The sequence below is a fragment of the Bradyrhizobium sp. USDA 3262 genome (assembly GCF_054060035.1).
The window spans coordinates 5,309,545-5,330,330 of record NZ_JBSSCT010000001.1 but is presented as its reverse complement, the minus strand read 5'-3'; the positions used below and the strand labels follow the sequence as shown (position 1 = coordinate 5,330,330).

At 61.6% G+C, this 20,786-nt stretch carries 34 protein-coding genes; 31 read left to right on the top strand and 3 right to left on the bottom strand.

What is annotated here, in order from left to right; translation table 11 throughout:
- Nucleotides 1–14: 14 nt before the first annotated feature.
- The gene (locus ACVWYP_RS24690) at nucleotides 15–281 is read left to right on the top strand and encodes a hypothetical protein (RefSeq protein WP_172647880.1); all 267 of its coding nucleotides are present in this window, start codon (nucleotides 15–17) and stop codon (nucleotides 279–281) included.
- Nucleotides 281–475, top strand: coding sequence for a hypothetical protein (locus ACVWYP_RS24685; RefSeq protein WP_304486780.1), 195 nt, complete (start codon nucleotides 281–283; stop codon nucleotides 473–475). The genes ACVWYP_RS24690 and ACVWYP_RS24685 overlap by 1 nt, the downstream gene beginning before the upstream one ends.
- A 14-nt stretch (nucleotides 476–489) precedes the next feature.
- Here ACVWYP_RS24685 and ACVWYP_RS24680 read toward each other — a convergent pair whose 3' ends face one another.
- Complete coding sequence (locus ACVWYP_RS24680) at nucleotides 490–942, bottom strand: hypothetical protein (RefSeq protein WP_172647878.1); 453 nt, start codon at nucleotides 940–942, stop codon at nucleotides 490–492.
- A gap of 168 nt (nucleotides 943–1,110) precedes the next feature.
- On the opposite strand from ACVWYP_RS24680, the gene ACVWYP_RS24675 reads away from it, so the two are divergent.
- The 28 genes from ACVWYP_RS24675 to ACVWYP_RS24540 all read left to right on the top strand — a co-directional run bounded on the left by ACVWYP_RS24675 (nucleotide 1,111) and on the right by ACVWYP_RS24540 (nucleotide 18,072).
- Complete coding sequence (locus ACVWYP_RS24675) at nucleotides 1,111–2,172, top strand: hypothetical protein (protein ID WP_456684167.1); 1,062 nt, start codon at nucleotides 1,111–1,113, stop codon at nucleotides 2,170–2,172.
- A gap of 46 nt (nucleotides 2,173–2,218) precedes the next feature.
- Nucleotides 2,219–2,503, top strand: a complete 285-nt coding sequence (locus ACVWYP_RS24670) for a hypothetical protein (protein ID WP_028344206.1) — start codon at nucleotides 2,219–2,221, stop codon at nucleotides 2,501–2,503.
- The gene (locus ACVWYP_RS24665; protein ID WP_028344207.1) at nucleotides 2,500–2,877 is read left to right on the top strand and encodes a hypothetical protein; all 378 of its coding nucleotides are present in this window, start codon (nucleotides 2,500–2,502) and stop codon (nucleotides 2,875–2,877) included. The genes ACVWYP_RS24670 and ACVWYP_RS24665 overlap by 4 nt, the downstream gene beginning before the upstream one ends.
- A gap of 240 nt (nucleotides 2,878–3,117) precedes the next feature.
- Nucleotides 3,118–3,321 carry a hypothetical protein gene (locus ACVWYP_RS24660; RefSeq protein WP_456684166.1) on the top strand — a complete coding sequence of 68 codons (204 nt, stop codon included), beginning with the start codon at nucleotides 3,118–3,120 and terminating at the stop codon, nucleotides 3,319–3,321.
- Nucleotides 3,322–3,348: 27 nt separating this feature from the next.
- Entirely contained in the window at nucleotides 3,349–4,053 is a 705-nt protein-coding gene (locus ACVWYP_RS24655; RefSeq protein WP_456684165.1) for a hypothetical protein, read from the top strand.
- Nucleotide 4,054: 1 nt separating this feature from the next.
- A complete protein-coding gene (locus ACVWYP_RS24650; RefSeq protein WP_259265705.1) occupies nucleotides 4,055–4,240 on the top strand; it encodes a hypothetical protein in 186 nt (61 codons plus the stop codon).
- Nucleotides 4,224–4,415, top strand: a complete 192-nt coding sequence (locus ACVWYP_RS24645; RefSeq protein WP_259265706.1) for a hypothetical protein — start codon at nucleotides 4,224–4,226, stop codon at nucleotides 4,413–4,415. Before ACVWYP_RS24650 ends, ACVWYP_RS24645 begins: the two co-directional genes overlap by 17 nt.
- Before the next feature lie 613 nt (nucleotides 4,416–5,028).
- Nucleotides 5,029–6,633, top strand: coding sequence for a hypothetical protein (locus ACVWYP_RS24640; protein ID WP_456684164.1), 1,605 nt, complete (start codon nucleotides 5,029–5,031; stop codon nucleotides 6,631–6,633).
- Nucleotides 6,634–6,649: 16 nt separating this feature from the next.
- On the top strand, nucleotides 6,650–7,654 hold the full coding sequence (locus ACVWYP_RS24635; RefSeq protein WP_456684163.1) for a hypothetical protein: 1,005 nt from the start codon (nucleotides 6,650–6,652) through the stop codon (nucleotides 7,652–7,654).
- 40 nt (nucleotides 7,655–7,694) lie between these two features.
- The gene (locus ACVWYP_RS24630) at nucleotides 7,695–9,920 is read left to right on the top strand and encodes a hypothetical protein (RefSeq protein ID WP_456684162.1); all 2,226 of its coding nucleotides are present in this window, start codon (nucleotides 7,695–7,697) and stop codon (nucleotides 9,918–9,920) included.
- A gap of 14 nt (nucleotides 9,921–9,934) precedes the next feature.
- Nucleotides 9,935–10,423, top strand: coding sequence for a hypothetical protein (locus ACVWYP_RS24625; protein ID WP_456684161.1), 489 nt, complete (start codon nucleotides 9,935–9,937; stop codon nucleotides 10,421–10,423).
- 169 nt (nucleotides 10,424–10,592) lie between these two features.
- Complete coding sequence (locus tag ACVWYP_RS24620; protein ID WP_456684160.1) at nucleotides 10,593–10,892, top strand: DUF7717 family protein; 300 nt, start codon at nucleotides 10,593–10,595, stop codon at nucleotides 10,890–10,892.
- Nucleotides 10,893–10,895: 3 nt separating this feature from the next.
- Nucleotides 10,896–11,267, top strand: a complete 372-nt coding sequence (locus ACVWYP_RS24615) for a hypothetical protein (RefSeq protein WP_456684159.1) — start codon at nucleotides 10,896–10,898, stop codon at nucleotides 11,265–11,267.
- On the top strand, nucleotides 11,260–11,631 hold the full coding sequence (locus tag ACVWYP_RS24610) for a hypothetical protein (protein ID WP_172647868.1): 372 nt from the start codon (nucleotides 11,260–11,262) through the stop codon (nucleotides 11,629–11,631). Before ACVWYP_RS24615 ends, ACVWYP_RS24610 begins: the two co-directional genes overlap by 8 nt.
- Before the next feature lie 14 nt (nucleotides 11,632–11,645).
- Nucleotides 11,646–11,930 (top strand): hypothetical protein, encoded by a 285-nt coding sequence (locus ACVWYP_RS24605; protein ID WP_456684158.1) that lies wholly within the window; start codon nucleotides 11,646–11,648, stop codon nucleotides 11,928–11,930.
- Nucleotides 11,931–12,011: 81 nt separating this feature from the next.
- Nucleotides 12,012–13,283 (top strand): UvrD-helicase domain-containing protein, encoded by a 1,272-nt coding sequence (locus ACVWYP_RS24600; protein WP_456684157.1) that lies wholly within the window; start codon nucleotides 12,012–12,014, stop codon nucleotides 13,281–13,283.
- A complete protein-coding gene (locus ACVWYP_RS24595) occupies nucleotides 13,202–13,543 on the top strand; it encodes a 3'-5' exonuclease (RefSeq protein WP_456684156.1) in 342 nt (113 codons plus the stop codon). The genes ACVWYP_RS24600 and ACVWYP_RS24595 overlap by 82 nt, the downstream gene beginning before the upstream one ends.
- A 37-nt stretch (nucleotides 13,544–13,580) precedes the next feature.
- Nucleotides 13,581–14,696 (top strand): ATP-dependent DNA ligase, encoded by a 1,116-nt coding sequence (locus ACVWYP_RS24590; RefSeq protein ID WP_456684155.1) that lies wholly within the window; start codon nucleotides 13,581–13,583, stop codon nucleotides 14,694–14,696.
- A 2-nt stretch (nucleotides 14,697–14,698) separates the two neighbouring features.
- Nucleotides 14,699–15,058, top strand: a complete 360-nt coding sequence (locus ACVWYP_RS24585; protein ID WP_370143596.1) for a hypothetical protein — start codon at nucleotides 14,699–14,701, stop codon at nucleotides 15,056–15,058.
- 17 nt (nucleotides 15,059–15,075) lie between these two features.
- Complete coding sequence (locus ACVWYP_RS24580; RefSeq protein WP_051447876.1) at nucleotides 15,076–15,834, top strand: hypothetical protein; 759 nt, start codon at nucleotides 15,076–15,078, stop codon at nucleotides 15,832–15,834.
- Nucleotides 15,834–15,995, top strand: a complete 162-nt coding sequence (locus ACVWYP_RS24575; protein WP_155258508.1) for a hypothetical protein — start codon at nucleotides 15,834–15,836, stop codon at nucleotides 15,993–15,995. The genes ACVWYP_RS24580 and ACVWYP_RS24575 overlap by 1 nt, the downstream gene beginning before the upstream one ends.
- On the top strand, nucleotides 15,992–16,186 hold the full coding sequence (locus ACVWYP_RS24570) for a hypothetical protein (protein WP_259265716.1): 195 nt from the start codon (nucleotides 15,992–15,994) through the stop codon (nucleotides 16,184–16,186). The genes ACVWYP_RS24575 and ACVWYP_RS24570 overlap by 4 nt, the downstream gene beginning before the upstream one ends.
- Nucleotides 16,186–16,431, top strand: coding sequence for a hypothetical protein (locus ACVWYP_RS24565; protein WP_172647862.1), 246 nt, complete (start codon nucleotides 16,186–16,188; stop codon nucleotides 16,429–16,431). Before ACVWYP_RS24570 ends, ACVWYP_RS24565 begins: the two co-directional genes overlap by 1 nt.
- Nucleotides 16,428–16,799 carry a hypothetical protein gene (locus tag ACVWYP_RS24560; RefSeq protein WP_028340907.1) on the top strand — a complete coding sequence of 124 codons (372 nt, stop codon included), beginning with the start codon at nucleotides 16,428–16,430 and terminating at the stop codon, nucleotides 16,797–16,799. The genes ACVWYP_RS24565 and ACVWYP_RS24560 overlap by 4 nt, the downstream gene beginning before the upstream one ends.
- Nucleotides 16,792–17,061 (top strand): hypothetical protein, encoded by a 270-nt coding sequence (locus ACVWYP_RS24555; protein WP_370143597.1) that lies wholly within the window; start codon nucleotides 16,792–16,794, stop codon nucleotides 17,059–17,061. Before ACVWYP_RS24560 ends, ACVWYP_RS24555 begins: the two co-directional genes overlap by 8 nt.
- 10 nt (nucleotides 17,062–17,071) lie before the next feature.
- Nucleotides 17,072–17,266 carry a hypothetical protein gene (locus tag ACVWYP_RS24550; RefSeq protein ID WP_028340909.1) on the top strand — a complete coding sequence of 65 codons (195 nt, stop codon included), beginning with the start codon at nucleotides 17,072–17,074 and terminating at the stop codon, nucleotides 17,264–17,266.
- A gap of 211 nt (nucleotides 17,267–17,477) precedes the next feature.
- Nucleotides 17,478–17,702, top strand: a complete 225-nt coding sequence (locus tag ACVWYP_RS24545; protein WP_370143598.1) for a hypothetical protein — start codon at nucleotides 17,478–17,480, stop codon at nucleotides 17,700–17,702.
- An 88-nt stretch (nucleotides 17,703–17,790) separates the two neighbouring features.
- Nucleotides 17,791–18,072 carry a hypothetical protein gene (locus ACVWYP_RS24540; protein WP_172647857.1) on the top strand — a complete coding sequence of 94 codons (282 nt, stop codon included), beginning with the start codon at nucleotides 17,791–17,793 and terminating at the stop codon, nucleotides 18,070–18,072.
- 11 nt (nucleotides 18,073–18,083) lie between these two features.
- Here the strand turns inward: ACVWYP_RS24540 and ACVWYP_RS24535 are convergent, their stop codons facing one another.
- Both ACVWYP_RS24535 and ACVWYP_RS24530 read right to left on the bottom strand, forming a co-directional pair.
- Complete coding sequence (locus ACVWYP_RS24535) at nucleotides 18,084–18,803, bottom strand: helix-turn-helix domain-containing protein (RefSeq protein ID WP_155258510.1); 720 nt, start codon at nucleotides 18,801–18,803, stop codon at nucleotides 18,084–18,086.
- 248 nt (nucleotides 18,804–19,051) lie between these two features.
- The gene (locus ACVWYP_RS24530; protein ID WP_456684154.1) at nucleotides 19,052–19,663 is read right to left on the bottom strand and encodes a hypothetical protein; all 612 of its coding nucleotides are present in this window, start codon (nucleotides 19,661–19,663) and stop codon (nucleotides 19,052–19,054) included.
- A 113-nt stretch (nucleotides 19,664–19,776) separates the two neighbouring features.
- Here ACVWYP_RS24530 and ACVWYP_RS24525 point away from each other — a divergent pair, with 113 nt between their 5' ends.
- Nucleotides 19,777–20,613, top strand: a complete 837-nt coding sequence (locus ACVWYP_RS24525; RefSeq protein ID WP_028340914.1) for a helix-turn-helix domain-containing protein — start codon at nucleotides 19,777–19,779, stop codon at nucleotides 20,611–20,613.
- Nucleotides 20,614–20,786 lie beyond the last annotated feature (173 nt).

Here is a 20,786-nt window from a genome sequence, read left to right as displayed (position 1 = left end):
GAAGGGAACTGCAAATGGCCTACCAACTGAGGCTCGGAGAGATGATCGAGGCGATGTACCGCGCCAAGATGCCGGACGAGGTCAAAGCCTACACCGATCAGCTCGAAAAGATCGGAACCGAGATGTCGAAGGCGCTGGCCGCCAAGATCGGCGTCAATGGCGGCGAGGTGACCTACGGCGCCGGCATGTTCGCGGCACCGTTCTGGCCCGCGACCGATGGCCAGCCGCTCCCCGAGGCGCTGGAAGACCTCGACTGCGAAGACTGCTGGGGAGAAGACTGATGTTCGCGATCGGTCTGCCTCCGGGCAAGCGCCTGCCGTTCGGCACCGTCGTCGTCCACACCGTCACCTTCAACCATACGCATCGGGACCGTGCCGGCTTCACCTGGGTGGAGCCGATCACTCTCGACATTCACATGCTTGGCCTGCTCCCGATCGTGAGCCGGCCCTGCAACGACAATGAGGAAGCCGCCTGATGGGCCTACCCGAACTAGCGCTTACGGACCACGATGCCGCTGTTCAGGCGCTTCTCCCGGATGGCTCTGACCCTGTCCAGCATGGCGTCATGCGAGATGAAGCTGATGTTGGCCTTCTCGGCCGCGATCCGGAATGCCTGGATGGCGAAGTCCGGCGTCACGTCGAACCAGTCCCCAACCAGGCGGCGGTTTGCCTTGTCGAACATGGCGGCGGCATCGTTGAAGATCCTGACGGCGAAGGCCTCGTTCGAGGTCCAGATCGCATGATGGATCTTCAGCGGCTCCCAGCTGCCGGGCTGCAGGCACTCGATCCGCTTCTTGAGGTTGGTCGAGGCGCCGAGCCGTAGCGGCCGACCCCCGAGGGGGCCGGCTGCATAGACGCAGGCGAACTGAAGTTCATCGAAGATAGCGCGTTCCGGCTTCGTCTGGAGCCAAGGTAACCCATAGACCAATTCAGTTTTCTGCATGCCTCCCTATACCTGAACGTTTGCTTAAATGCAAATCTACACTTGCAAAGAATGCAAACGACGGTCTATAGGCGCGCAGCGAAACACCCCGTCAATCCAAGCGCGGGCCGCCGTCACTGACGGGGTGACCTCAACCAGTCGGCCGCAATCACCAAAGGAGAACTGCAAATGGACCCCACCATGGGCCAAACGTCCACCTACGGTCTCGTCCTCGCGAACGAGCAGCAGCCGACCAACCTGTTGCCCGCTCCAACCGAGACGGCATCCGTCGTCAGCATGTCCGGCTACCTCAACCGAGCCGACTTGCAGGCTGACCAGGCTGCCGGCACGGAAGCCTCGGGCCTGACCACCGAGATCGACAACGGCGCCCTGCTCGCCGCCGCTATCGGTTCGCCGATCGCCGAGACCTCGGAAGTCTTCGCTGCTGACACCTCGACCGAGGAAGTCTTCGCCGCCATCACGACCGAAGAGCCGGTTGTCGAAGCGCTGCCGGCGCCGGAAGCCCCGCCCTCGCCGCCGAAGTATCCGGTCGGCAAGGTCGACTTCAACAAGCCGTTCGAGATCTTCCGGACCGACGACAATCAGGACTTCCTCACGGAGGTCGTGATCCTCTCGGTGCTGGCGGATGCCACGCATCCGGTCGTGATCGCCGGCTACCACGACAGCGAGGGTGAGCGCGTCGTCCTCCAGTTCGACCTGGACGGCGATGACATCCGCGGCGACTGGGTCTTCGAGAACATCTCGACCGAACCGCAGACGAAGTTCGTTCGCCTGTTCATCGACGAGGATCGGGCCCTCTCTGTCGACGAGACGCTCTACGACACCCAGTTCGCAGCCGATCGAGCGAGCAACCACGCCTACGATGACGTGTTCGGCGTGTTCCCGATCACCATCCCGCCGCGCGTCTCGGCCAGCGCCGTCGTCGAGTCGACAGTCGTCGAGGGCGACGGCTCGGACTTCAACGAGGAAGAAGAGCACGACGAGGGTGGTGACGAGTCCGGCGACGAGGTCGTGGCCGAGGTCGTCGAGACTGCCCCGCCGCATCCGGATGCGAAGTGGGTGAGCGGTCGTCTGATCGCCCCGGGCCAGATCGTGTCGGCCTATCGCCAGCGCTTCGGCACCCGCCAGGTCGAGGTCATCAAGACCCGCGACCACGCCTACCAGACGCTGTTCGTCAAGCCGCAGGACGGGACCAACCCGTACTGGGCGCTGAACAAGAACATCCGCTGATCCCAACAACTGCCCGTCCTCCTCGGAGGGCGGGCACCATTCCCCCTTGGAGATCGACATGCCGGACAGAGTTTCCTTCGACAACAACATCGCCTTCGACCAGGGCTGGGGCATCTTCGACTGCGACGGCAGCGAGAACGGCCCTTGGCAATTGCAGAAGCTCGATGAGTGCGACCGCCTCCGGGATGACCTGGAAGCGTGGCGCCTCGTCGTCGACTACGCCAACGCCGGCAGCGAGTACCACCAGAAAGCGCTGCAGTTCCTGGCTGATCACAATCCCCTGGAACATCGCTGCATCATCGACACCATCGACAAGAAAGCCGTGGCATGACCATCCGCATCGTCTCCGAAGCTGAGTTTGCTCAGCGCATCAGAACCGTCCTCTTCAACCAGCGGGTTGAGCATGTCGGCTGCGTCACCGGCCCCGGCCGATCAGGCGCTGTCGCCGCGGTCTATGCCTCCCACATCCTCGGCATCCCGTTCATCCCGTTCGGCGCCAATGTCCCGGACAAGTTCGAGCTGCTGCTGATCGACACTGCCCGCGAGAGTGGCCGGACGCTCCGCAAATCGGCCAGCTGGTACACCAAGAAGACGGGCCGGGCGCCGACCGTAATCGCGGTCTACGAAGAGCCGCCGCGCATCGCCTTCTGGTACGAGGCGCGGAAGCCTCAGCGTTATCGCCACGAGCTGGGGTTCGCCGCATGAAGCGAGCCATCATCTTTATCGCCGCGTTGCTGCTCGCCGGCTGCGACGAAGGCAACAGCAATCTCCCCTTGCCTCGCCTCGTCTGCACACAGGTGACCAGCACTTACAGCTGCGGTCGCGGTGGGACGTGCGAGCAGTGCGGCAACTGGGAGATCGGCTGCCCAAAACCGCTGGAGCTGCGCGAGATGACCGGCAGCACTGGCCCCTATCTCGCCTGTCGACTGCAGAGGGAGCGCTCCAATGCTTCAACAGTACCGCCGAATGCGTCACCCGTGCTGCAAGGGAGATCCTGAGCAGCGCGCCATCGGCGCCGCCTTCCGCTTCCTGCTCGAAACCAGCACCTGGAAGCGACACCACGAGCCGTTCTCGAAATCAGAACGAGGACGGCAGCGCCGGCAAGAGCGGCGTTTCGTCGACATCAACAAGCGGTTTGCCCGCACATGAGTGACCTCCGTGATAGCTGCTCAGAACATGTCCTCGGGTACATCAGAACCCACTTCGATTGTCCCTTTTGCGACTACGACTTCCACGAAGAAGGCGACAAATCCAGCGAAGTCATCGAATGCCCGTCGTGCCTCGAAAAGTTCTGGTGCCGAGAGGTCCGGTGACGGCTTCTTCGTTAGATGCGGCAAGCAGTACACCAATGCCGAGATCGACATCATCAGGCGCAATCGGCATTTGAGATTGCACGATCTGCACGCGCTGCTGCCGGGCCGGTCGAGGCAATCGGTCTCGGGTAAGCGCAGCTCTACCGGCTTCACCTACCGCCGGCCGCCATTCACCCGCGGCGAGGACGAGGAGATCAGGCGTGCTGCTGCGACCAAGGGTGCCACCGGCATCTCCCACATTCTGCCGCACCGCACGAAGTGGGACATCACTAAACGCGCCCAGGAGCTGGGCGTCACCCTGTTCAATTCTCACGAGCTGCCGCTGAAGATCCTCGGCGAGCCGCTGGCAGACGCCATCCGCAAGCGAGCCAGGGAGGACGGCATTTCGGTTCGCGCTCTCGATGCCGAGCTGGGCACAGGGCTTTACTTCACCAGCTGCGCCGCGCTCCGAGCACAGCGCGGCAGCAAGCCGAACATGACTGCAATCCGGAAGGCGATCGAGTTCTTCGACGCTGCGCTCATACCAGGTCCGGAGGGGACCTTCACCATCGACTGGAAGGACGAATAACATGGGACTTTCAACCAAGGGACCGATCACCCGGTATCGTGGATCGTGGGCTGACCTGGAGCGTCGGCGCCGCGAGGCAACGCTTGCGATGATCGAGGACGACCGTGTGGACGCCGCGATCACAATCGCCGGCCTCCGCGAGCAGGCCCGCGCGTTCGAGGGGGTCGATCGTGTCCGAGGTCTCTGACGAACAAGCCGGCAAGCCTGTGCTCTACGCCAGGCTGAACGGCAACACGCTTCGCGCCAAATGGCCCGGCAAACGCTGGCACGGCGCATACCTCAGCATCCATGAGGCATGCGACGCGGCACACAAGGATGGACTCGAGTCATTCCTCATCGACTACGTCGTCGAGGAAAACTGATCGGGTCTAACTGGGGATGCTTGATGAGGTCCCCACCAACCGCCGATGTTCGAAGTGCTCGGTTGGGCTTCGACGTCACTTCTACGAACTAGCATTACTTGTAGGCAGGGAACTTGACTAACAGACGACTCACACCGAGAGCGCGTCAAACCAAAAAGAGGAGCACAAATGCTCACCATAAACTTCTGCGGGACCATCAGGAGGTTCCGCCTGTTCAACTCTCGGGACAGACCAACCCTGCATCTTCTCATCCCCCCCACTCCATGAGACGGAGACGTGCGAATGCGAAAGATCCGGTATTACTACGCAAGGGACAGACCATCCCTCAGCTTCCACCTCAATCTTCAACACCAATGAGATGGAGCCATGGTCAACAAGCCGATGAAGGCCGGGCCCGTGCGGCGGGTTCGCTTCTACAATCCACGAGATAGACCGCGTTAGAAGGCGGTTGTTTGTAAATAACTCTTGCGCTTCCGTGCGCATGAATGCAAATTAACGCCAAGAACGGCAGCCGGGCGAACCTCATATTTTAAAGGTTTTCCCTGCTCCACCAAGGGGATACGTGCGTCTGCGCGATAGCTTGAATGCAAATCAAAGCAAATGGAGGACTGCAATGTCGTTCTACCTGGTCCGGTTAGAACCGGACGGGGCCGGTGCCATGAAAGATGTGCCGATCCCGGACTATGGCCCCTATGACAAGGGCAGCGAGGCAGCGAAGGCCGCGAAGACCCTTACCGAGGAGCGCGGCTACAAGGTGCAGCCGCGGCGCATGGCCCAGGCTCCGGACTGGCGTGGCCGGCAGCAGGAGCGGCTCGCGAGCGGCGCTGTGAAGGCGCTGCCTGAGGCGTGGGACCTTGAGCCGATCAAGGATCACTTCGCTCACCTCTGCCCGCGCGATCCGTCGAAGATCGCGTTCACCGAGAGCGACGAGCACGGCACGATCGACCGCACGACCTCGCTCAACCCGGGCCGGTACATCACCCGGTTCTATGAGACCGAAGACAAGATCCCCGACGCTCACCGCCGGAAGCTGATCGCTGCCATCGATCCCAACGGCGAGATCTTCTTTGCGTTCAGCCCGGAAGAGATCGTCCGCATCTACAAGGAAGGTCCCGGCTCGTGCATGGACGGCAAGCACACGTTCGAAGGGATGGACCCGCACTGGCCGACCGAGCCCTACGGGGCTGGCGACCTGGCTGTGGCCTACACCAAGAACGCTGAGGGCCGCATCCAGTCGCGCTGCCTGTGCTGGCCCGAGAAGAAGATCTTCGGTCGCTGCTATGGCGACATCCAGCGCATGATCGCTGCGATGAAGGCCGAGGGCTACACCTACTACCACGGCGACAACATCCGCTTCCCGGACGGCGCGAAGCTCCTCAAGATCGAGCACCCCGAACGGCGCTGGGAATACGTGATGCCGTACTTCGACGACATCGAGATGGTCATCATGAACGGCGACTATTTCGAGACCTACAACGGCACGCTGGCAAGCCTGCCGCTCGGCACGAAGTACATCAGCTGTGGCGGCAGCGCCGGTCGCTCCCTGCTCTACCAGTATTGCCCGAAGATGCGCAGCGGACAGCCGGCGCACACCTTCAAGCACATCCACGGTGTCGAGCAGGAATGGTCCAGCCAGGCGTACCAGTCCTACGCCTTCACCTGCCGTGGCTCCGGCAAGCTCTACGCCAACGAGTTCAAGGTCTCCATGGCCACTCCAGGCGTTTACTGGGGCCACGACTACTTCGCCGAGCACGGCGAGCACTGCGCCGTCACCAAGAAGAACCATCCCAAGACCGAGATGGTTCAGAAGGGCGACCGTCGTGTCCACAACAGCGTGGAGTGGCGCTTCGATGCTGACGGCAAGGAGCTGCCAGCGAAGAAGATCAAGGCGATCGAGGAGGAGCGCTGGGGCACCGTCACCATCGGTGATCTCATCGGCGAAAAGCCGTGGCACCGCGACATGCGGTACCTGAGCAAGAGCCGCTTTGAGCGTGAGTATAACGCCGTCACCAACACGGTCGAAACTCGCGTCACCGGTCGGCGTGCTGACCAGGTGATCATCGACGACCCGTTCGTGGCTGCGCCCCAGCTCGACCCACGCCAGCAACAAGAGATGGCCCGCTACATGGGCGATCTCGTCGACCGACAACTGCGCGACCAGATGCTCCGGGGCCTCCCTGAGCCGGCCGCTCGGTATGACTACGATCCAACCCGCTAATCCAACAGGAACTGAAATGTCCAACGACCTTGAGATGCTCAAGGCGATGCTGTCGCATCGTCGTCCCTATGGCTCGAAGACCGAGCTTGCCTACATCGATCGGTTCATCACCCCGCTCGGGGTGCAGACCGACAAGTTCGGCAACCGGTTCATGATCATCGGCGAGGAAAAGCCGACGATCCTCTGGTCATCCCACACGGACAGCGTCCACCGGGATGAAGGCTTCCAGCAGATCGAAATGACCGGCACCAAGATCCATCTGCCGAAGAAGTCCAAGTCGAACTGTCTCGGCGCCGACGACGCGGCCGGCAACTTCATCATGATCAAGATGATCGAGACGAAGGTGCCCGGCCTGTACGTCTTCCACTTCGGGGAGGAAGTCGGCTGCAAGGGATCGGGCGGCATCGCCAACGAGACGCCCGAGTTCCTGGCGGGCATCCAGGCTGCCATCGCCTTCGACCGCCGCGGCTTCACGTCTGTCATCACCCATCAGCGGGGACGGACGGCGTCGGATGCCTTCGGCGACTCACTGGCAGCTCAGCTGCCGAGCCGGTTCAAGAACGATCCGACCGGTGTGCTGACCGATACCAAGATCTACATGGGCATCGTCCCGGAGTGCTCGAACGTCTCGGTCGGATACGAGCACGAGCACACCGATCGGGAGACGCAGTGCGTGCAGCACCTGTTCGAGCTGCGCGATCACATGGTCAAGATCGACGCTTCGAAGTTCGTCATCGAGCGCAATCCCAAGGCAACGGAGCCGGAAGCGAAGCGATCCTCCTGGTCGGGATCGTCCAGCTTCGGCGGCGGCACCATGCGAACCATGCGGATGCTGAAGCAGCTGCGGCAGCGTGAACTCGAGGATCTGGTCTTCAAGTACCCGCGACAGGTCGCTCGGTATCTGGCTGACAGCAACGTCAGCCCCGACGAACTGGATGACGCCATCTACCTCATCAACCGGCCGCACCGCCAGTCCTCGTTCCTCGATCTCTTCGACGACGAAGGCCTGCTCAGCGCCTGATCGCCACACACGACAACACGAAACACAAGGACACCGAACAATGAAACTCGGATTGCAAGAGCATGTCGACGTCGCCTCTGGAGTGCAGGATGAAGTCGCTATCTCGTTCGAAGCCAACGCTGTTGCGTTCTACGCCCAGATCTCCGGTCTGGCGAAGGACAAGATCGGCTACCCGATCCGCGAGCTGACGACGAACATGTGGGATGGCTCGCGCCTGAAGTACGGCGACGACATCCCGGAGGACAAGATCCCGCAGATCCGGCTGCCGACGCCGCTCTCGCCGACGATCTCGTTCCGCGACTTTGGTCCCGGCATGTCGCCCGACGACATGAAGAACGTCTATGCCCGCCTCTACGCTTCGACGAAGCGCGGCAGCAACGACCAGGTCGGCGGCTGGGGTCTGGGTTCGAAGAGCCCCTACGCCTACCTGATCTCGGACTCGGGCTCCGGCTCCTACACCGTCACGTCGTACCACGGCGGCATGATGCGGACCTACGTGCTCTCGCTCTCCCAGAGCGGTGCGCCGACCATGCGCCTGCTGATCGAGGCGCCGTCAGACGAGCCGACCGGCCTGGAGGTGTCTTTCCCGGTTCGCCGCGAAGACATCCGCGAGTTCCACGATCGGGCTCGCAGCATCCTCTGGTCCTTCACCCCGCGGCCGAAGATCACCCCGGCGATCGACTGGAAGGACCCGGTCGTCATGAGCCAGGGCGACAACTACACCCGTTACAAGAACGGGACGGTGCCGTTCAACGGTCCGCACGTCCGCATGGGTTGCGTGATGTACCCCTTCGACATGCGGCAGATCAAGACGACGGGCTTCCTCGACTACAGCGACGCCGTCCTGTTCGATGCGCCGATCGGCTCGCTCAAGGTGACGCTGTCCCGCGAAGAGCTGGCCTATGACGACAATACCAAGGCGACCCTGGCTCGCTTGACCGAGGAGTATGAGCAGAACTTCATCCGAAACTGTCAGACCGCCGTCGACACGGCTGAAGACCTGATCGGTGCCGTCGAGCTGTTCGAGGAAGCAACCCAGTCTCTCGGCGTCTCTCGCACCGAGAAGCTGCGGGAGGTCGTGAAGTGGCGCGGCAAGACGCTCTCGTCGACCGTTCCGAAGATCAACTGCAAGACCGGGATGCTGGCCGATGGCTGGGTCCACTTCGACAAGTTCGAAGACACCACGGTCCGGATGAGCTGGTGCCGGGACGCCAAAATCGTCATCGAGCACAACCCCAGCTACTCCTACTCGCGCTTCCAGATGGCGCAGTTGGTCGGCCAGAAGGTGCTCTGGATCCGCTGCAAGCGGGCCTTCCGCGAGGAAGTGCTCAATGCCCTCGGCAATCCCGAGGTCGTCGAGCTGGACACCTTCAAGGTGCCGGCGAGCAAGCGGACCCGTGGCAAGACCGTCCGTCGCCGCAGGGTGATGGTGGTCACCGAGGGCGGTGGCGTCCTCGTGTCGCAGGAGGATGTCGACCTGGCCGAGGGCGGCTTCTACCTGCAGCGCGTCAGCAACGGCCTCTACAGCCGGCGTCGCGGTAACGAGTACGTCAAGGTCTCGACCGAACAGAACAGCGTCTCGCTCAGCGTGATGAAGGAAGTCATCTCGGCCTCCTTCGAGCTGGGTCTGGTCGAGGAAGGCACCACGATCCTGATCCAGAGCGAGGATCACGCTGCGCTCGGTGACAACTGGACGCTGTTCGGAGATGACCTGATCCCCGATCTACAGGCCAAGATCGACGTCTCGACGTTCACCGGTCTGCACCAGAAGTCCTTCAACGATCTCGACTCGGCTCTGCGGGGCATCGTCGGCATGACGCCGGCGACGTTCGCCAATGCGCCGGGCGACCTGCTGCTGTTCAAGACCGAGCTGACGGCGCTCGGCACCGCTCTCCGGGGCAACTCGACCGTCGATACCCCGACCGACAAGGCGCACTCCGCCCTGTCCCGGCTCGGTATCGAAATCGACAAGCCGGAGGTGCAGTGCCCGATCACGGCGATGGAACGGCGCTACCGCGAGCTGTGCTCGAAGTACGCGCTGCTCAAGCTGATCATCGAGCCGAACCCGTACTACTCGTACTCGAACCGCACCGACGCTGCCCAAACCCAGCGCCAGCTCAAGCACTACTGTGACCTCCTCAATGCAGAGCAACAGCTCCTGCAGCGGCAGGCGGACATCGCGAGGGCTGCGCTGGCGCTGAACGACAACAACCAGAACGCCGAGCCGGTCGAGGACGAGATCGACCCGCTGGCAGAAGCAGCCTGAGACGGAGCGATCCAATGATCCCGAGCGTCATCACCGACACCTCAATCACGTTCATTGCCAGGGGCCGTCCATGGACCCTGGCAGCGGACCACACGCACTTCGGAAAGGTCAAGGAATTGTTGACCTCCGGCTCTGACGACTCCGACGAGATCGTCCGGCTGGCCGACGTGCGAGTGGCGGTTGAGGAGCACTCCGGCGGCGCAGCCACCCTCACCGAGGATGGTCTGTACATGGCCGGAGAGCAACTGCCGCAGGCCTGGCTCTACAAGGCCTGTGCCGAGCCCGACGCCGCGAAGGTGTTGGCGGTGACGCCGGGAGATCGGGTCCGCGTCGAAGGAGACGAGGATGCGCCTGACGGCATCTACACCGTCGGCGAGGTCGACAACACCGACGTGGACAAGCGCGTCTACGTCGAGCCGGTCGACAACGACGAGGACTACTTTGGCTTCGTCGCCAACACGTCGATCGTCGAGATCATCCGGGACGCGGCCGATGCCGCGTGACCCGAGGGTGGACCCGCTCATCCGGGAAGCGAAGTGGCACTGCAAAGGTGCCGCGAGTCCTGGCGCCTGGACGGGTGGATGCACCGCAAACCCATGAAGATCGAATGCACCGCGAAGGTCATCCGCCAGAAGCTGCGGGACATCGCCAAGGAATTGAGGAGTAACGAACTTGCCCGACTTGCAACAAGCAATCCAGACCTTCTTCGAAGGCTGCAAGCGCATCGCCGACGCTCACCGGCAGGCGAACTACCCGCGCAACCCCGCGCCGGAGTGGAAGCTGCAGGAGCTGCAGAAGCGATTTCGGATCGTGAATGGGAGCGGCGTTCACTGCTTCATTGATAAGGCGACCGGCGACGTGCTGATGGCCGAGTCCCGGGCCCGGCCGGCGAAACACGCCCGCGGCAACGTCTTCGACGAGCACAACGGTCTCGCGAAGATGGGTCCGTACGGCCCTGCTTACCTGAGGTGACCCATGGGCAAGAAGATCAACGAGAAGCCGATCGATCCGAAGCAGGTCGCACTGGCGGCTATTCCCGGTCTGGAGATCGGCGACGTGCTCCAGTTCTTCTACGACCGCGCGTCGGAGCGTGACAAGAAAATCGCGGACATGGCCGACGTCGGCGACGACGGAGAGTTTGAGATCGATGGCGCGATCATCTCCGAGGGCGATGACAACGGCGCCTACGTCCTGGGCTGGAGCTGGGCGAGCTTCGCCGGCACCGCGCTGACCAAGATCTGCGAGTGCTGCGAGGCCGACACCGACAAGGCGATCGAGGTCAAGACGACCCTCGGCGAGAGCGAGTTTTACTGCGCCGAGTGCGCGAAGGAGATGACCGATGCCTAAGACTCTGACGAAACTGCAGGAGCAGATCGTCGCCAAGGTGCTGACGCTCCATGCCACCAACTACGTCTGGCTCCGCGAGGGCGAGGTCAACTCGCTCAACAGCCTGAAGGCCAAGAACCTGATCGACCAGCACGCCTACGGCTCGATCCAGCCGCGCCACCTGACCGCAGAGGTCAAGGCCGTGTTCTGGCGGGAAAATCCGCGGACGTTCAAGATGGCGAATTTCCACGGTGAAGGTTGGCTGATCTTCGACGACAAGCGATACATCTGCAAGGTCTACAACGAGGTGGACGCGACGCGCGTCGTCGAAGGGCTGAAGGAGCTGCGGATCTCCGAAGTCGACGCCAGCAAGGAGGCTGCGTGATGGCTCTCCACCCGATGATCACCACCTACCTCGACGGCCTGGACGCATCGATCTATGGCCGCGGCTACGACGCCAAGCACGATCGGGCTCGCAAGTTCGTCGAAGGCGCCTGCGAGATCATCTCCCAGCTCTCCAGGATGGACACGCCGACCGACAAGGCGCGGAACGCCGAGCACGCCGAAGACATCATGGCCGATCTCGACGACGAGCGCCTGTGCAGCGATGCGTCGGCTCTCTACGCCCTAATCCGAAAGGCCCGGGAACTGTCCCGCACGAGGAAGCCCCGCAAGAAACGGTGATTTGCATTTTTTGCAAATATCGTTTGCTTGAATGCAAATGCACTGATAACCCTGACCAGACCCAATTCCGAAAGGTGAACCATGTACGTCCCCTCCCCGCAGCAAGCGGCTGTCCAGCAAGAAGCCTGGAACGGCACTGGCTCCATCATCGTGATCGCCGTGGCCGGCGCCGGCAAATCGACCACCATCGTCCGCACGGTCGGCGAGATGCGCGGCAGCAGCATCATCCTGTCATTCGGCGCCAAGATCTCCAAGGAGATGAAGGGCAAGCTGGAGCAACTCGGCATCGACTGGAAGAAGGCTGAGTCCTCGACCTGTCACGCCATCGCCCTGCGCAACTACCGCAAGACGTTCCCGAAGGTCCGTATCGACGACGAGAAGGTCGGACGCATCAGTGCTGACTGGGTAGACAACGCCAAGATCGAGCCTTCGCTCGTTCCCCACGTCTCGGTCGCCTGTCAGCTCGTCGGCCTCGCCAAGCAGAGCGGCCTCGGCATCGAGGGCCAGGGCCACATCGACGATACCTCGATCTGGGAGGATATCGCCGAGCACTTCGACCTGTTCGACGAGGAGCCGCTGCAGAAGAAGGCATCGGACATCATCGACCTGGCGATCCTGCTGCTCAAGGAGTCGAACAAGAACCCGGACGTCATCGACTTCAACGACATGATCTACCTGCCCCTGCTCTACAAGATCAAGTTCTGGCAGTTCGAGAATGTCTGGATCGACGAGGCGCAGGACACCAACACGGTGCGCCGACTGCTGGTGAAGGCGCTGATGAAGCCCGGTACCGGCCGCGTCATCGCTGTCGGGGATCCTCACCAGGCCATCTTCGGCTTCACGGGCGCCGACAACGACAGCCTCGACATCATCCAGCAGGAGTTCGGCGCCAAGGTGATGCCACTCACGGTCACCTACCGCTGCCCGAAGAACGTAGTGAAGTTCGCCCAGACCTGGGTCAACCACATCGAGGCTCACCCCTCGGCGCCCGAGGGCAAGATCAGCTCCGAGACGTTCGAGAAGATGATCACCGTCCGCGATCGGCTGAACGGCGATGCGGCGATCATCTGCCGCAACACCCGTCCGCTGGTGACTGCCGCGTTCGCCCTGATCCGCGAGAAGATCCCGTGCCGCATCGAAGGCCGGGACATCGGCAACTCGCTCAAGAAGCTGGCCACCCGCTGGAAGTCGATCAGCACCATCCCGGAGCTGGAGGACAAGCTGGAGGACTGGCTGGGGCGGAGGACAAGGTTGAGACCCTCAAGGTCGTCATGGATGCATGCCGCGACGACAAGCAGGACTCGATTGCCGCGGTCACCGCCTACATCGACAACATCTTCGCCGACGACGTGAAGGGAATCCTCACCCTCTGCACCATCCACCGGTCGAAAGGCCGGGAATGGAAGCGCGTCTACTGGCTCGATCGGCTGAACACCTGCCCATCGAAGTACGCCAGCATGCCCTGGGAGAAGGAGCAGGAGGTCAATCTGCAGTACGTGGCAGCCACCCGCGCCATGGAAGAGCTGATCGATCTCTACCCGCCGTTGCCGAAGGTGAAGGTGCCGCCGGCCAACGACAACAAGCAAACCGTAGCAGCGACAAAGGCGGCCTAAGGGCCGCCACTTCGCCCCTTTCCATCAAGGAAGCATCATGATCACTGAACAGATTTTCAAGCGTGGCTCGGACGGCAAGATCCGTAGCTGGCAGGTCGAGATCAACGGCGCGGACTATCGCGTCATCGCCGGCATCCACGGCGGCAAGATGGTCGAGAGCAAGTGGAAGACAGCCAAGCCGAAGAACGCCGGCAAGGCCAACGCCACGACACCGGAGCAGCAGGCAGCGCTGGAGGCCTCGGCTGAAGAAGCCAAGAAGCTGAAGCGCGAGTATCGCCGCACGATCCCGGAACTCGAGTTCGTGCCGAACGGCCCGATGCTCGCCGAGACCTGGGACGACTTCAAGAAGGATGTCCCCTACGCTGACGGCGTCTGGTCGCAGCCGAAGCTCGATGGCATCCGGGCCATGATGACCCGGAAATGGGGCGCGACCTCCCGCGAGTATCAGCCGCATTTCAACTGCGGTCACCTGATGGCAGCGCTGGAGCCGCTGTTCAGCGCGCACGACGGCATCGAGTTCGACGGCGAGCTGTACAACCACGATTTCAAGGCCGACTTCAACGGCCTGGGATCGATCATCCGGAAGCAGAAGGCCACGCCCGAGCAGTCCGCTCGCGCCGTCGAGCTGATCCAGTATCACATCTACGACCTTCCGAGCCCGGCGCCGTTCGCCGAGCGCACGGAGAAGCTGAAGGAGCTGCTCGCCAAGATCGGCCATCCGCAGCTGATCTACGTCCCGACCACCAAGGTGGGCAACCTGGAGGAGCTGGACGCCGCCGAGGTCGAGGCCGTGGAGCTGGGCTACGAAGGCCAGATGGTTCGCTTCAACGAGCCGTACCAGTACGACGGCAGGCCCTGGTCGCTCATGAAGCGGAAGCGCTTCGTGACCGAGGAGTTCCCGATCCTCCGCGTCGAGGAAGGCGAAGGCAACTGGTCCGGCGTCGCCAAGCGGGTCGTCCTGCAGATGCCGGACGGCCAGGAGTGCGGCTCCGGCATGCGAGGCTCCCAGGAGTTCGCGGCCGAGCTGCTGGCTCAGTGTCGCGCCGGCAAGACGCCGAAAGAAGGAACGGTGCGTCACTTCGGCTTCACGCCGGATGGGATGCTTCGCTTCCCGGTCGTGACCGACTTCCACCAGGACGGTCGCGTCGACTGACCATGAAGCTGCACCATCCGCACGGCCCAGTGCCAGAGGGCCTAGACGTTCTCTGGCGCTGCGAAGCGAAGAGCTACTCCTACGTGATCGACGCCGATCGCGAGGAGTACGGCGTCACCGCTCCCCGCCTGGAGATGCGGTGGTACCACGTCGATCGCCGGACGCCGAAGGGCGCCTATTGCTGCGGTGAGTTCGTCCGGCTCACTGCGTACAAGAAGAGGTTTGCGGAGACCGAGGCTGATGCCCTCCGCGACTTCAAGGCTCGCAAGAACAAGCAAATCCAAATCCTCAGCCGGCAACTGGTGAGGGCTGAGCGCGAGCTGGCCCTGACCAAGCCCAACCATGACCTGTTAGTTGCATGAATGCAAAGGAGAGACCCGTGAACGGCATCGTTCTGTACCGCGGCCCGTCCGTGATCGACGGCCAGCAGATTATTTGCATTGCCACCGGACTCGAGGACGGTGGCTCCAATTCAAAGACTGGACCGATGGTTCAGATCTACATCCTGCGCGACGGCATCAACCCGATGAAGGCCGTGCAGACCGGTGACGACATCTCGATCTGCGGCACCTGCCCTCACCGCGGCAAGGTCGTCAGGGACCACAAGACGGGTCTGCTGACCAACGTCGGCCGCTCCTGCTACGTCACCCTGATGCGCGGTCCTCGCGTGGTCTGGGACGCCTACTCGCGCGGCAAATATCCCGATGTGCCGCTCGCCAAGGCCCGAAAGCTGCTGGCTCGCAAGGTCGTCCGCGTCGGCGCCTACGGTGATCCAGGAGCTGTGCCGGTCAAGGTCTGGAAGACGGCGCTGAGCCAGGTCGCCGACCTCACCGGATACACGCACATGTGGCGCGAGATCCCCGAGCTGGCGGACTTCTGCATGGCGTCCTGCGACACCGAAGTCGATCGCGTGCTCGCCAAGGCTCTCGGCTTCCGCACCTATCGCGTCCGCGGCAAGGCCGATCCGAAGCTCCCCGGCGAGGGTCACTGCCCTGCATCGGCGGAGATGGGCAAGGCCGTCCAGTGCGCCGCCTGCATGCTGTGCGGCGGCAACCGGACCAAGGCCAATGCCGACATCACCATCGCCATCCACGGCGCCGGCAAGAACAACTTCAACCGGAGTCTGGAGGTTGCCTGATGTTCAGCATCATCGCCCTTCTCGACCGCGATTACGACGACGACGACATCGAGATCGTAATCCGGACCAACCGCCAGGACCATCGGGTGCAGAAGACCGCACGGGAGTATCGGCGGGTCGATCGCAACCAGGACGGATACGGAGATCAGGACCAACCATGAAGCAATACAGCGTTGTCGGCTGCGTCACAGCCAGCAAGTACATGGGCCGCTTCTGGGCCAACTCGAAGGAGGAGGCCATCGAAATGGCTCAGAAGAGCGACAACAACTTCGTCTCGCTTTGCCACCAGTGCAGCGACGAGTGCGAGGATCCTGAGATCCACGAGATGGTCGCTGAAGAAGTGACCAATTGATGCCGATCTCCATCGTGCATGACGGCACCAGTTTTCCCGAGCCAGCGGAGAACTGCTGCTTCTGCTTCGGCCTGACCAGGCACTGGCACAGAAGATCCGACGTTGCGGTCTGCGAGCAGTGCGCTCCGGTCCGCAAGGTCAAGGAGATCCCCACCAAGAAGGACTGGTGCGCAGCTGTGCGCGCCAGGATGCCCCGACGCTTCGGGGAAATCGACATGGCTTACATCAAGAGGATTGCATCATGACTGCGACCACCATCGAGGCGCCCGCCCTTACGGCGCAACAGCTCGCCGACCAGATCGTCACCGCACTGGAAGGCGGCTCGAACCACTGGCTCGAACGCTTCCACTCGAAGAAGGGCAAAGAGCGGGCGACCGAGGGCCCGTGGTATTCCGACCCGAAGGTCTGGGACGGCGACTTCGAGATCGAGGTGCTGGCCGACGAGGACAGCGTGACGCACATCTTCACGCCGGACAAGGTGAAGGATGGCCTGGCGTGGCTGATGAAGAACCACCCCCATCGCGTCGCCGAGATCATCGAAGAGACCGGTGATGCCGAGACGGCGGACGTCTTCCTTCAGGCCTGCGTGCTCGGCGAGATCGTCTATGGCTGAGCGACTGGCACAGTGGCGCGGCCTGACGCGGGGCCAGAAGATCAAAACGCTCGTCGAAACGAAGGGAGCAGACCACGATGACATCGAGCACACCATGCCGCCCGGCACGGATGGCGTCGTCGACCAGATCGAACGGTACACTAGTGAACAAGGTGTCGTCGTAACGATCGTGATCTGGGTCGATGACAAGCGCGACCGTTCGATCGTCAACGCCTTCGACGAGCTGGACGGCCCGATTGAGAAATTCGTGGAGGCGATATAGAAGAGGAGACATGAAACAGCGGAATCAAGCGAAGGCCGAACCGTTGGTGGTTGTCGTGGCGTTTATGCGCACCGAAAAGCCGCCGAAGTGGAAGGTCGTGTGTGAGCCGACAGCGCGAGCGTCTGCCCTGCTGGTGGTTCGAGAGCAATGGAAGCTGGGCCATCCAGCGCGGATCATTGCTGCGCCGATCTCAAATGCGGCGTGATTAAGATCGGCAGGTCTGCCTTGCCGAATTGACGCCGCATTAATATTTGCACTTCCTGGGAAAAGGTGCCACCAGCACCTCGTCACGACTGCGCAAATGCAGTTCGTTTTTGTGTGCATTGGGAAACAAAACCATGCCAACAGGAAGGCGAGCTGCATCCGAGAAATTCCTTTCGGGCACCGAAATCCGGGCCTGGAGGCTTTCTAGGAACTTGACCCATGCGAAGCTGGGCGCGTGGCTCGGTCTGACGCCTCAGGCAATAAGCAAATACGAATTGCGCGGCGCCACCAAGGCGATCGCCCTGGCCTTGGCTGCGCTCGATCGCGGTCTGAAGCCATGGCGGGCGACCAAAGAGGATCTCAAGGCGATCGAAACGAACGTTCGCATGAAAGCCTTGAAGAAAGGTGCGTCAGCAAATGGCGAAAAAGCAAACTAGGACTGTCGAGCCGGCTGTGCGACCGCAGCCTATCAACGCTCGATTCCAGAGCCGCCTCCACGGAATGTTGGAGGAGATATGTCAGCAGATGCTGATCATTGAACCGGCGATGGACAAGGTCGCGATCCCGATCAAGGAGTTCATCGACTTCCTGGACTTCGAGATCGAGAAGGTGACGCTCTCCATCAACCAGGAAAAGTGGGAGAGCATCGTCAACGTCCAGAAGGTCGCTAACGACGAGGCCTGGCTCAAGCGACTGACGGAACTTCGTAACGGCCTCGACATCTACGACCTGACGGCATCAGTGCCACGCATTGATGCTCTGGTCGCAGGTATCGAGAGGACATTCGATGTCGAGGGCGGGGGCTGAGGCCCCTGCCCTTAGATCGTCTTGATCAAGCCGACGAGGATGGCGATATCCTTGATATCGTCGAACCCAAGCCGCTCTTCCTCTTCGCTGCCGAACTGCTTCAGCATGCGAAGGCCGTCCTCATCGATGCCGAGGAGCAGGCGCAGTTTGGTGCGCTCGTTCTTGTCGGTCACCACCAAAACATCGTTCCGCACAGGATCCCTGCGCTTGGTAGCGTACATCAGGGTGCCAGACTTCACCCACGGCTCGAAGCTGTCGTCCGGCATGTAGAACGCGAACGCAGTCTCGTCGTCCGCCAGCTGGGCCGGCGCAGGAACATACGTTCCCTCCCGCCGAGCTGACGTCGTGGCAGCCTGCAGCGAAGCCGGCAGCGACGACACATGGCGAAGCTCGACCTGGAACGTCCGCAGACGAGCCCGGCGAGACTCACTACTCCCGCTACTGGATTCCTCTTCGCCGTTCTCCGGTGCTTCCATTTTCGGAGCGCCGAGAGCTTCAGTCACCTTGCGAGGGATCGGATATCCGGAGGCTTCCGCGATCTTCTGCAGGGTCTTCAGGGTTGGAATAAATGGATGTTCGGGATCGTTGAGTAGGCGCAATATGGTGGAAGGCGCGAGTTTTGCTTCACGCGCGAGACGTGTTCCGTCCCATTTCTTCCGGTCGAGGATGTGATCGATCCACTCGATCACGATCTTCTTCGGGGTTTTCATTTCTAATACCGCTTCAGACACTTGGCGGTCCTCCAATAACATGCTTTCCGCAGCGCAACCGTTAAGATGATCAGCAAACGCTGACAAATCAGCGCGGCTAATCAGGTCTAGAAAGATTCAAAATGCAAAACATACCTGGTTCCCTCCGTTTGCACGGATGCTAACGCAAACCTGTAAGGCCGGTTTCGCTCAATTGCAAACGGTTTTTTGTTCCCGGTCTGGACCCACCAAGGGAACTATATGGAAACATTCAGGAAAGTAACGATTTGTTAGCTTCCTGCAAATCCTACCGCTTTCCACAGCGCCATCAATTGCTTGAATTGGTCTGTTTTGATTCCTGCGTGGCAGGCGGCGGTAGCATCCGCAGCGTGCTCGTTGTCTTCGTGCAAATCGCCTGCGCTCCTCGTGCGCTTTCCTCGGTACATCACGTTTTCGTGATATCGCTTCCAGTCGATGTCCGGATAGCGCTCCGCGGCCCAAGCGATGATCGCCGGCTTCTCGGCCTTGGGATCTCCGACGCTGGCCATCTTGGTCTCGACTGGCATCACCTGGATGATCGGGATCGGGCACGACGCAAGCACGCCGAGCGCTACGCCAAAGCCTAAGGCGGCGCGCTGCCCCTGGGTTCCTGTCGGGATCTCGCCGAACGCTACCTTGCAGCCGGCGATGGCCTCGTGGAAGCCGTCGTGCAGCTCTTTGGCGCGGCGCAGATCGTCGCTGTTCTTCCGGACCACCTTCCGTGCTGCCTTCTCGATCGCTCGCGTGCTGAGCGTCCTGACGGCCTCCAGCGACAGCTCCAGGCTGTCGAGGTCGAGACGCATTCTCGCGATGCCGAAATTGGCGAAGGCCGGGTCAAGACCGGCGACGAGGATAGAACCCATTCTGGTGTGTGACTCGAGTTGAGCAGGCACGAAATGTCGTGGCTTGCATTTTCATTTGCATTTCTGCAAATACACGATCCCGCTGAGCGGGTCAAATCCAAGGGAACTAACGAATGAGCTTCGACGCGCAATCCTGGGCGAGAAAGATCAAGACTGGCAGCACGCTCCGCAAGGCAGTGCTGATGTCGATCGCCAACAGAGCGAACGATGCCGATGGTGCGTGCTGGCCATCGCAGCAGCGGATCGCCGACGAGGTTGAGGCGTGTGTGCGCGCAGTCCGCAACGCCATGACCGACCTCGAAGACATGAACCTGATCCGCCGCGTCAAGCGCCGCGATACCACGGACATGATCTACCTGAACATGACTGAGCCCGCTGCCGGCTCGTCGGAAGAACCACCGGCATCTCGTTCCGGTGGTAGCTCCAGGAAAACTGCAGCAAACGACAACGATAAGGACCGGAACGACGTGCCGCGGCAGGAAATGCCGGAGGCAGAGGCATCAGATTCCGGTGGGGACCGGAACGACGTGCCGGTGGGTGCGGAATCTGGTGCCGGTGACCACCGGCATGAGGTGCCGCCTAACCTATCAGTTGAACCCACACTGAACCGATCAGATGAACCCAAAGCTAACCGGAAGAAGCCGCGCAAGACAGCGCTGTGGCCGGAGGACTATCGGGATCAGTTCTGGAAGCTCTACCCGAAGAAGCGAGGCGACAGCAAAAAGGAAGCGCTCCGCAAGCTCGACAAGATCCATGACGAGGACGAGGTCGAGTTCGTGGACCTGATGGCTGGTCTCCGGCACTACGCCGATCGGATGAACGCCGACGTCCGGGAAGATCCGACCCGCGAGAAGTTCATCGCAGCCGCTGTGGTCTGGCTCAACCAGGCTCGATGGGAAACCGAGCGCGCACCAGCTCGGCCGCGAGGTCGCCCAGGGATGGCGATCTGATGGCAGGGGTCGATGTCGAGAAGGCACTTCAGGAGAACGGCATCAAGGTCCGTTCCCTGAAGATAGGCACTCAGTACGCCATCTGCCCGAACTGCTCCCACAGGCGGAAGGGGGCTCACAAGAAACTCAAATGCCTGAGCGTCAAGATCGATGCCTCAGGCGTGGTTTGGAAT

Excerpts from the sequence above, each read along its gene's own strand:
- ACVWYP_RS24690 (WP_172647880.1), top strand. The coding sequence starts at position 15 with ATGGCCTACCAACTGAGGCTCGGAGAGATGATCGAGGCGATGTACCGC.
- ACVWYP_RS24565 (WP_172647862.1), top strand. The coding sequence starts at position 16,186 with ATGCCGATCTCCATCGTGCATGACGGCACCAGTTTTCCCGAGCCAGCG.
- ACVWYP_RS24650 (WP_259265705.1), top strand. The coding sequence starts at position 4,055 with ATGGGACTTTCAACCAAGGGACCGATCACCCGGTATCGTGGATCGTGG.
- ACVWYP_RS24550 (WP_028340909.1), top strand. The coding sequence starts at position 17,072 with ATGAAACAGCGGAATCAAGCGAAGGCCGAACCGTTGGTGGTTGTCGTG.
- ACVWYP_RS24530 (WP_456684154.1), bottom strand. The coding sequence starts at position 19,663 with ATGGGTTCTATCCTCGTCGCCGGTCTTGACCCGGCCTTCGCCAATTTC.
- ACVWYP_RS24585 (WP_370143596.1), top strand. The coding sequence starts at position 14,699 with ATGAAGCTGCACCATCCGCACGGCCCAGTGCCAGAGGGCCTAGACGTT.
- ACVWYP_RS24680 (WP_172647878.1), bottom strand. The coding sequence starts at position 942 with ATGCAGAAAACTGAATTGGTCTATGGGTTACCTTGGCTCCAGACGAAG.
- ACVWYP_RS24630 (WP_456684162.1), top strand. The coding sequence starts at position 7,695 with ATGAAACTCGGATTGCAAGAGCATGTCGACGTCGCCTCTGGAGTGCAG.
- ACVWYP_RS24605 (WP_456684158.1), top strand. The coding sequence starts at position 11,646 with ATGATCACCACCTACCTCGACGGCCTGGACGCATCGATCTATGGCCGC.
- ACVWYP_RS24655 (WP_456684165.1), top strand. The coding sequence starts at position 3,349 with ATGTCCTCGGGTACATCAGAACCCACTTCGATTGTCCCTTTTGCGACT.
- ACVWYP_RS24575 (WP_155258508.1), top strand. The coding sequence starts at position 15,834 with ATGTTCAGCATCATCGCCCTTCTCGACCGCGATTACGACGACGACGAC.
- ACVWYP_RS24540 (WP_172647857.1), top strand. The coding sequence starts at position 17,791 with ATGCTGATCATTGAACCGGCGATGGACAAGGTCGCGATCCCGATCAAG.
- ACVWYP_RS24660 (WP_456684166.1), top strand. The coding sequence starts at position 3,118 with ATGCTTCAACAGTACCGCCGAATGCGTCACCCGTGCTGCAAGGGAGAT.
- ACVWYP_RS24665 (WP_028344207.1), top strand. The coding sequence starts at position 2,500 with ATGACCATCCGCATCGTCTCCGAAGCTGAGTTTGCTCAGCGCATCAGA.
- ACVWYP_RS24525 (WP_028340914.1), top strand. The coding sequence starts at position 19,777 with ATGAGCTTCGACGCGCAATCCTGGGCGAGAAAGATCAAGACTGGCAGC.
- ACVWYP_RS24560 (WP_028340907.1), top strand. The coding sequence starts at position 16,428 with ATGACTGCGACCACCATCGAGGCGCCCGCCCTTACGGCGCAACAGCTC.
- ACVWYP_RS24635 (WP_456684163.1), top strand. The coding sequence starts at position 6,650 with ATGTCCAACGACCTTGAGATGCTCAAGGCGATGCTGTCGCATCGTCGT.
- ACVWYP_RS24610 (WP_172647868.1), top strand. The coding sequence starts at position 11,260 with ATGCCTAAGACTCTGACGAAACTGCAGGAGCAGATCGTCGCCAAGGTG.
- ACVWYP_RS24595 (WP_456684156.1), top strand. The coding sequence starts at position 13,202 with ATGGATGCATGCCGCGACGACAAGCAGGACTCGATTGCCGCGGTCACC.
- ACVWYP_RS24570 (WP_259265716.1), top strand. The coding sequence starts at position 15,992 with ATGAAGCAATACAGCGTTGTCGGCTGCGTCACAGCCAGCAAGTACATG.
- ACVWYP_RS24675 (WP_456684167.1), top strand. The coding sequence starts at position 1,111 with ATGGACCCCACCATGGGCCAAACGTCCACCTACGGTCTCGTCCTCGCG.
- ACVWYP_RS24625 (WP_456684161.1), top strand. The coding sequence starts at position 9,935 with ATGATCCCGAGCGTCATCACCGACACCTCAATCACGTTCATTGCCAGG.
- ACVWYP_RS24590 (WP_456684155.1), top strand. The coding sequence starts at position 13,581 with ATGATCACTGAACAGATTTTCAAGCGTGGCTCGGACGGCAAGATCCGT.
- ACVWYP_RS24685 (WP_304486780.1), top strand. The coding sequence starts at position 281 with ATGTTCGCGATCGGTCTGCCTCCGGGCAAGCGCCTGCCGTTCGGCACC.
- ACVWYP_RS24640 (WP_456684164.1), top strand. The coding sequence starts at position 5,029 with ATGTCGTTCTACCTGGTCCGGTTAGAACCGGACGGGGCCGGTGCCATG.
- ACVWYP_RS24600 (WP_456684157.1), top strand. The coding sequence starts at position 12,012 with ATGTACGTCCCCTCCCCGCAGCAAGCGGCTGTCCAGCAAGAAGCCTGG.
- ACVWYP_RS24555 (WP_370143597.1), top strand. The coding sequence starts at position 16,792 with ATGGCTGAGCGACTGGCACAGTGGCGCGGCCTGACGCGGGGCCAGAAG.
- ACVWYP_RS24615 (WP_456684159.1), top strand. The coding sequence starts at position 10,896 with ATGGGCAAGAAGATCAACGAGAAGCCGATCGATCCGAAGCAGGTCGCA.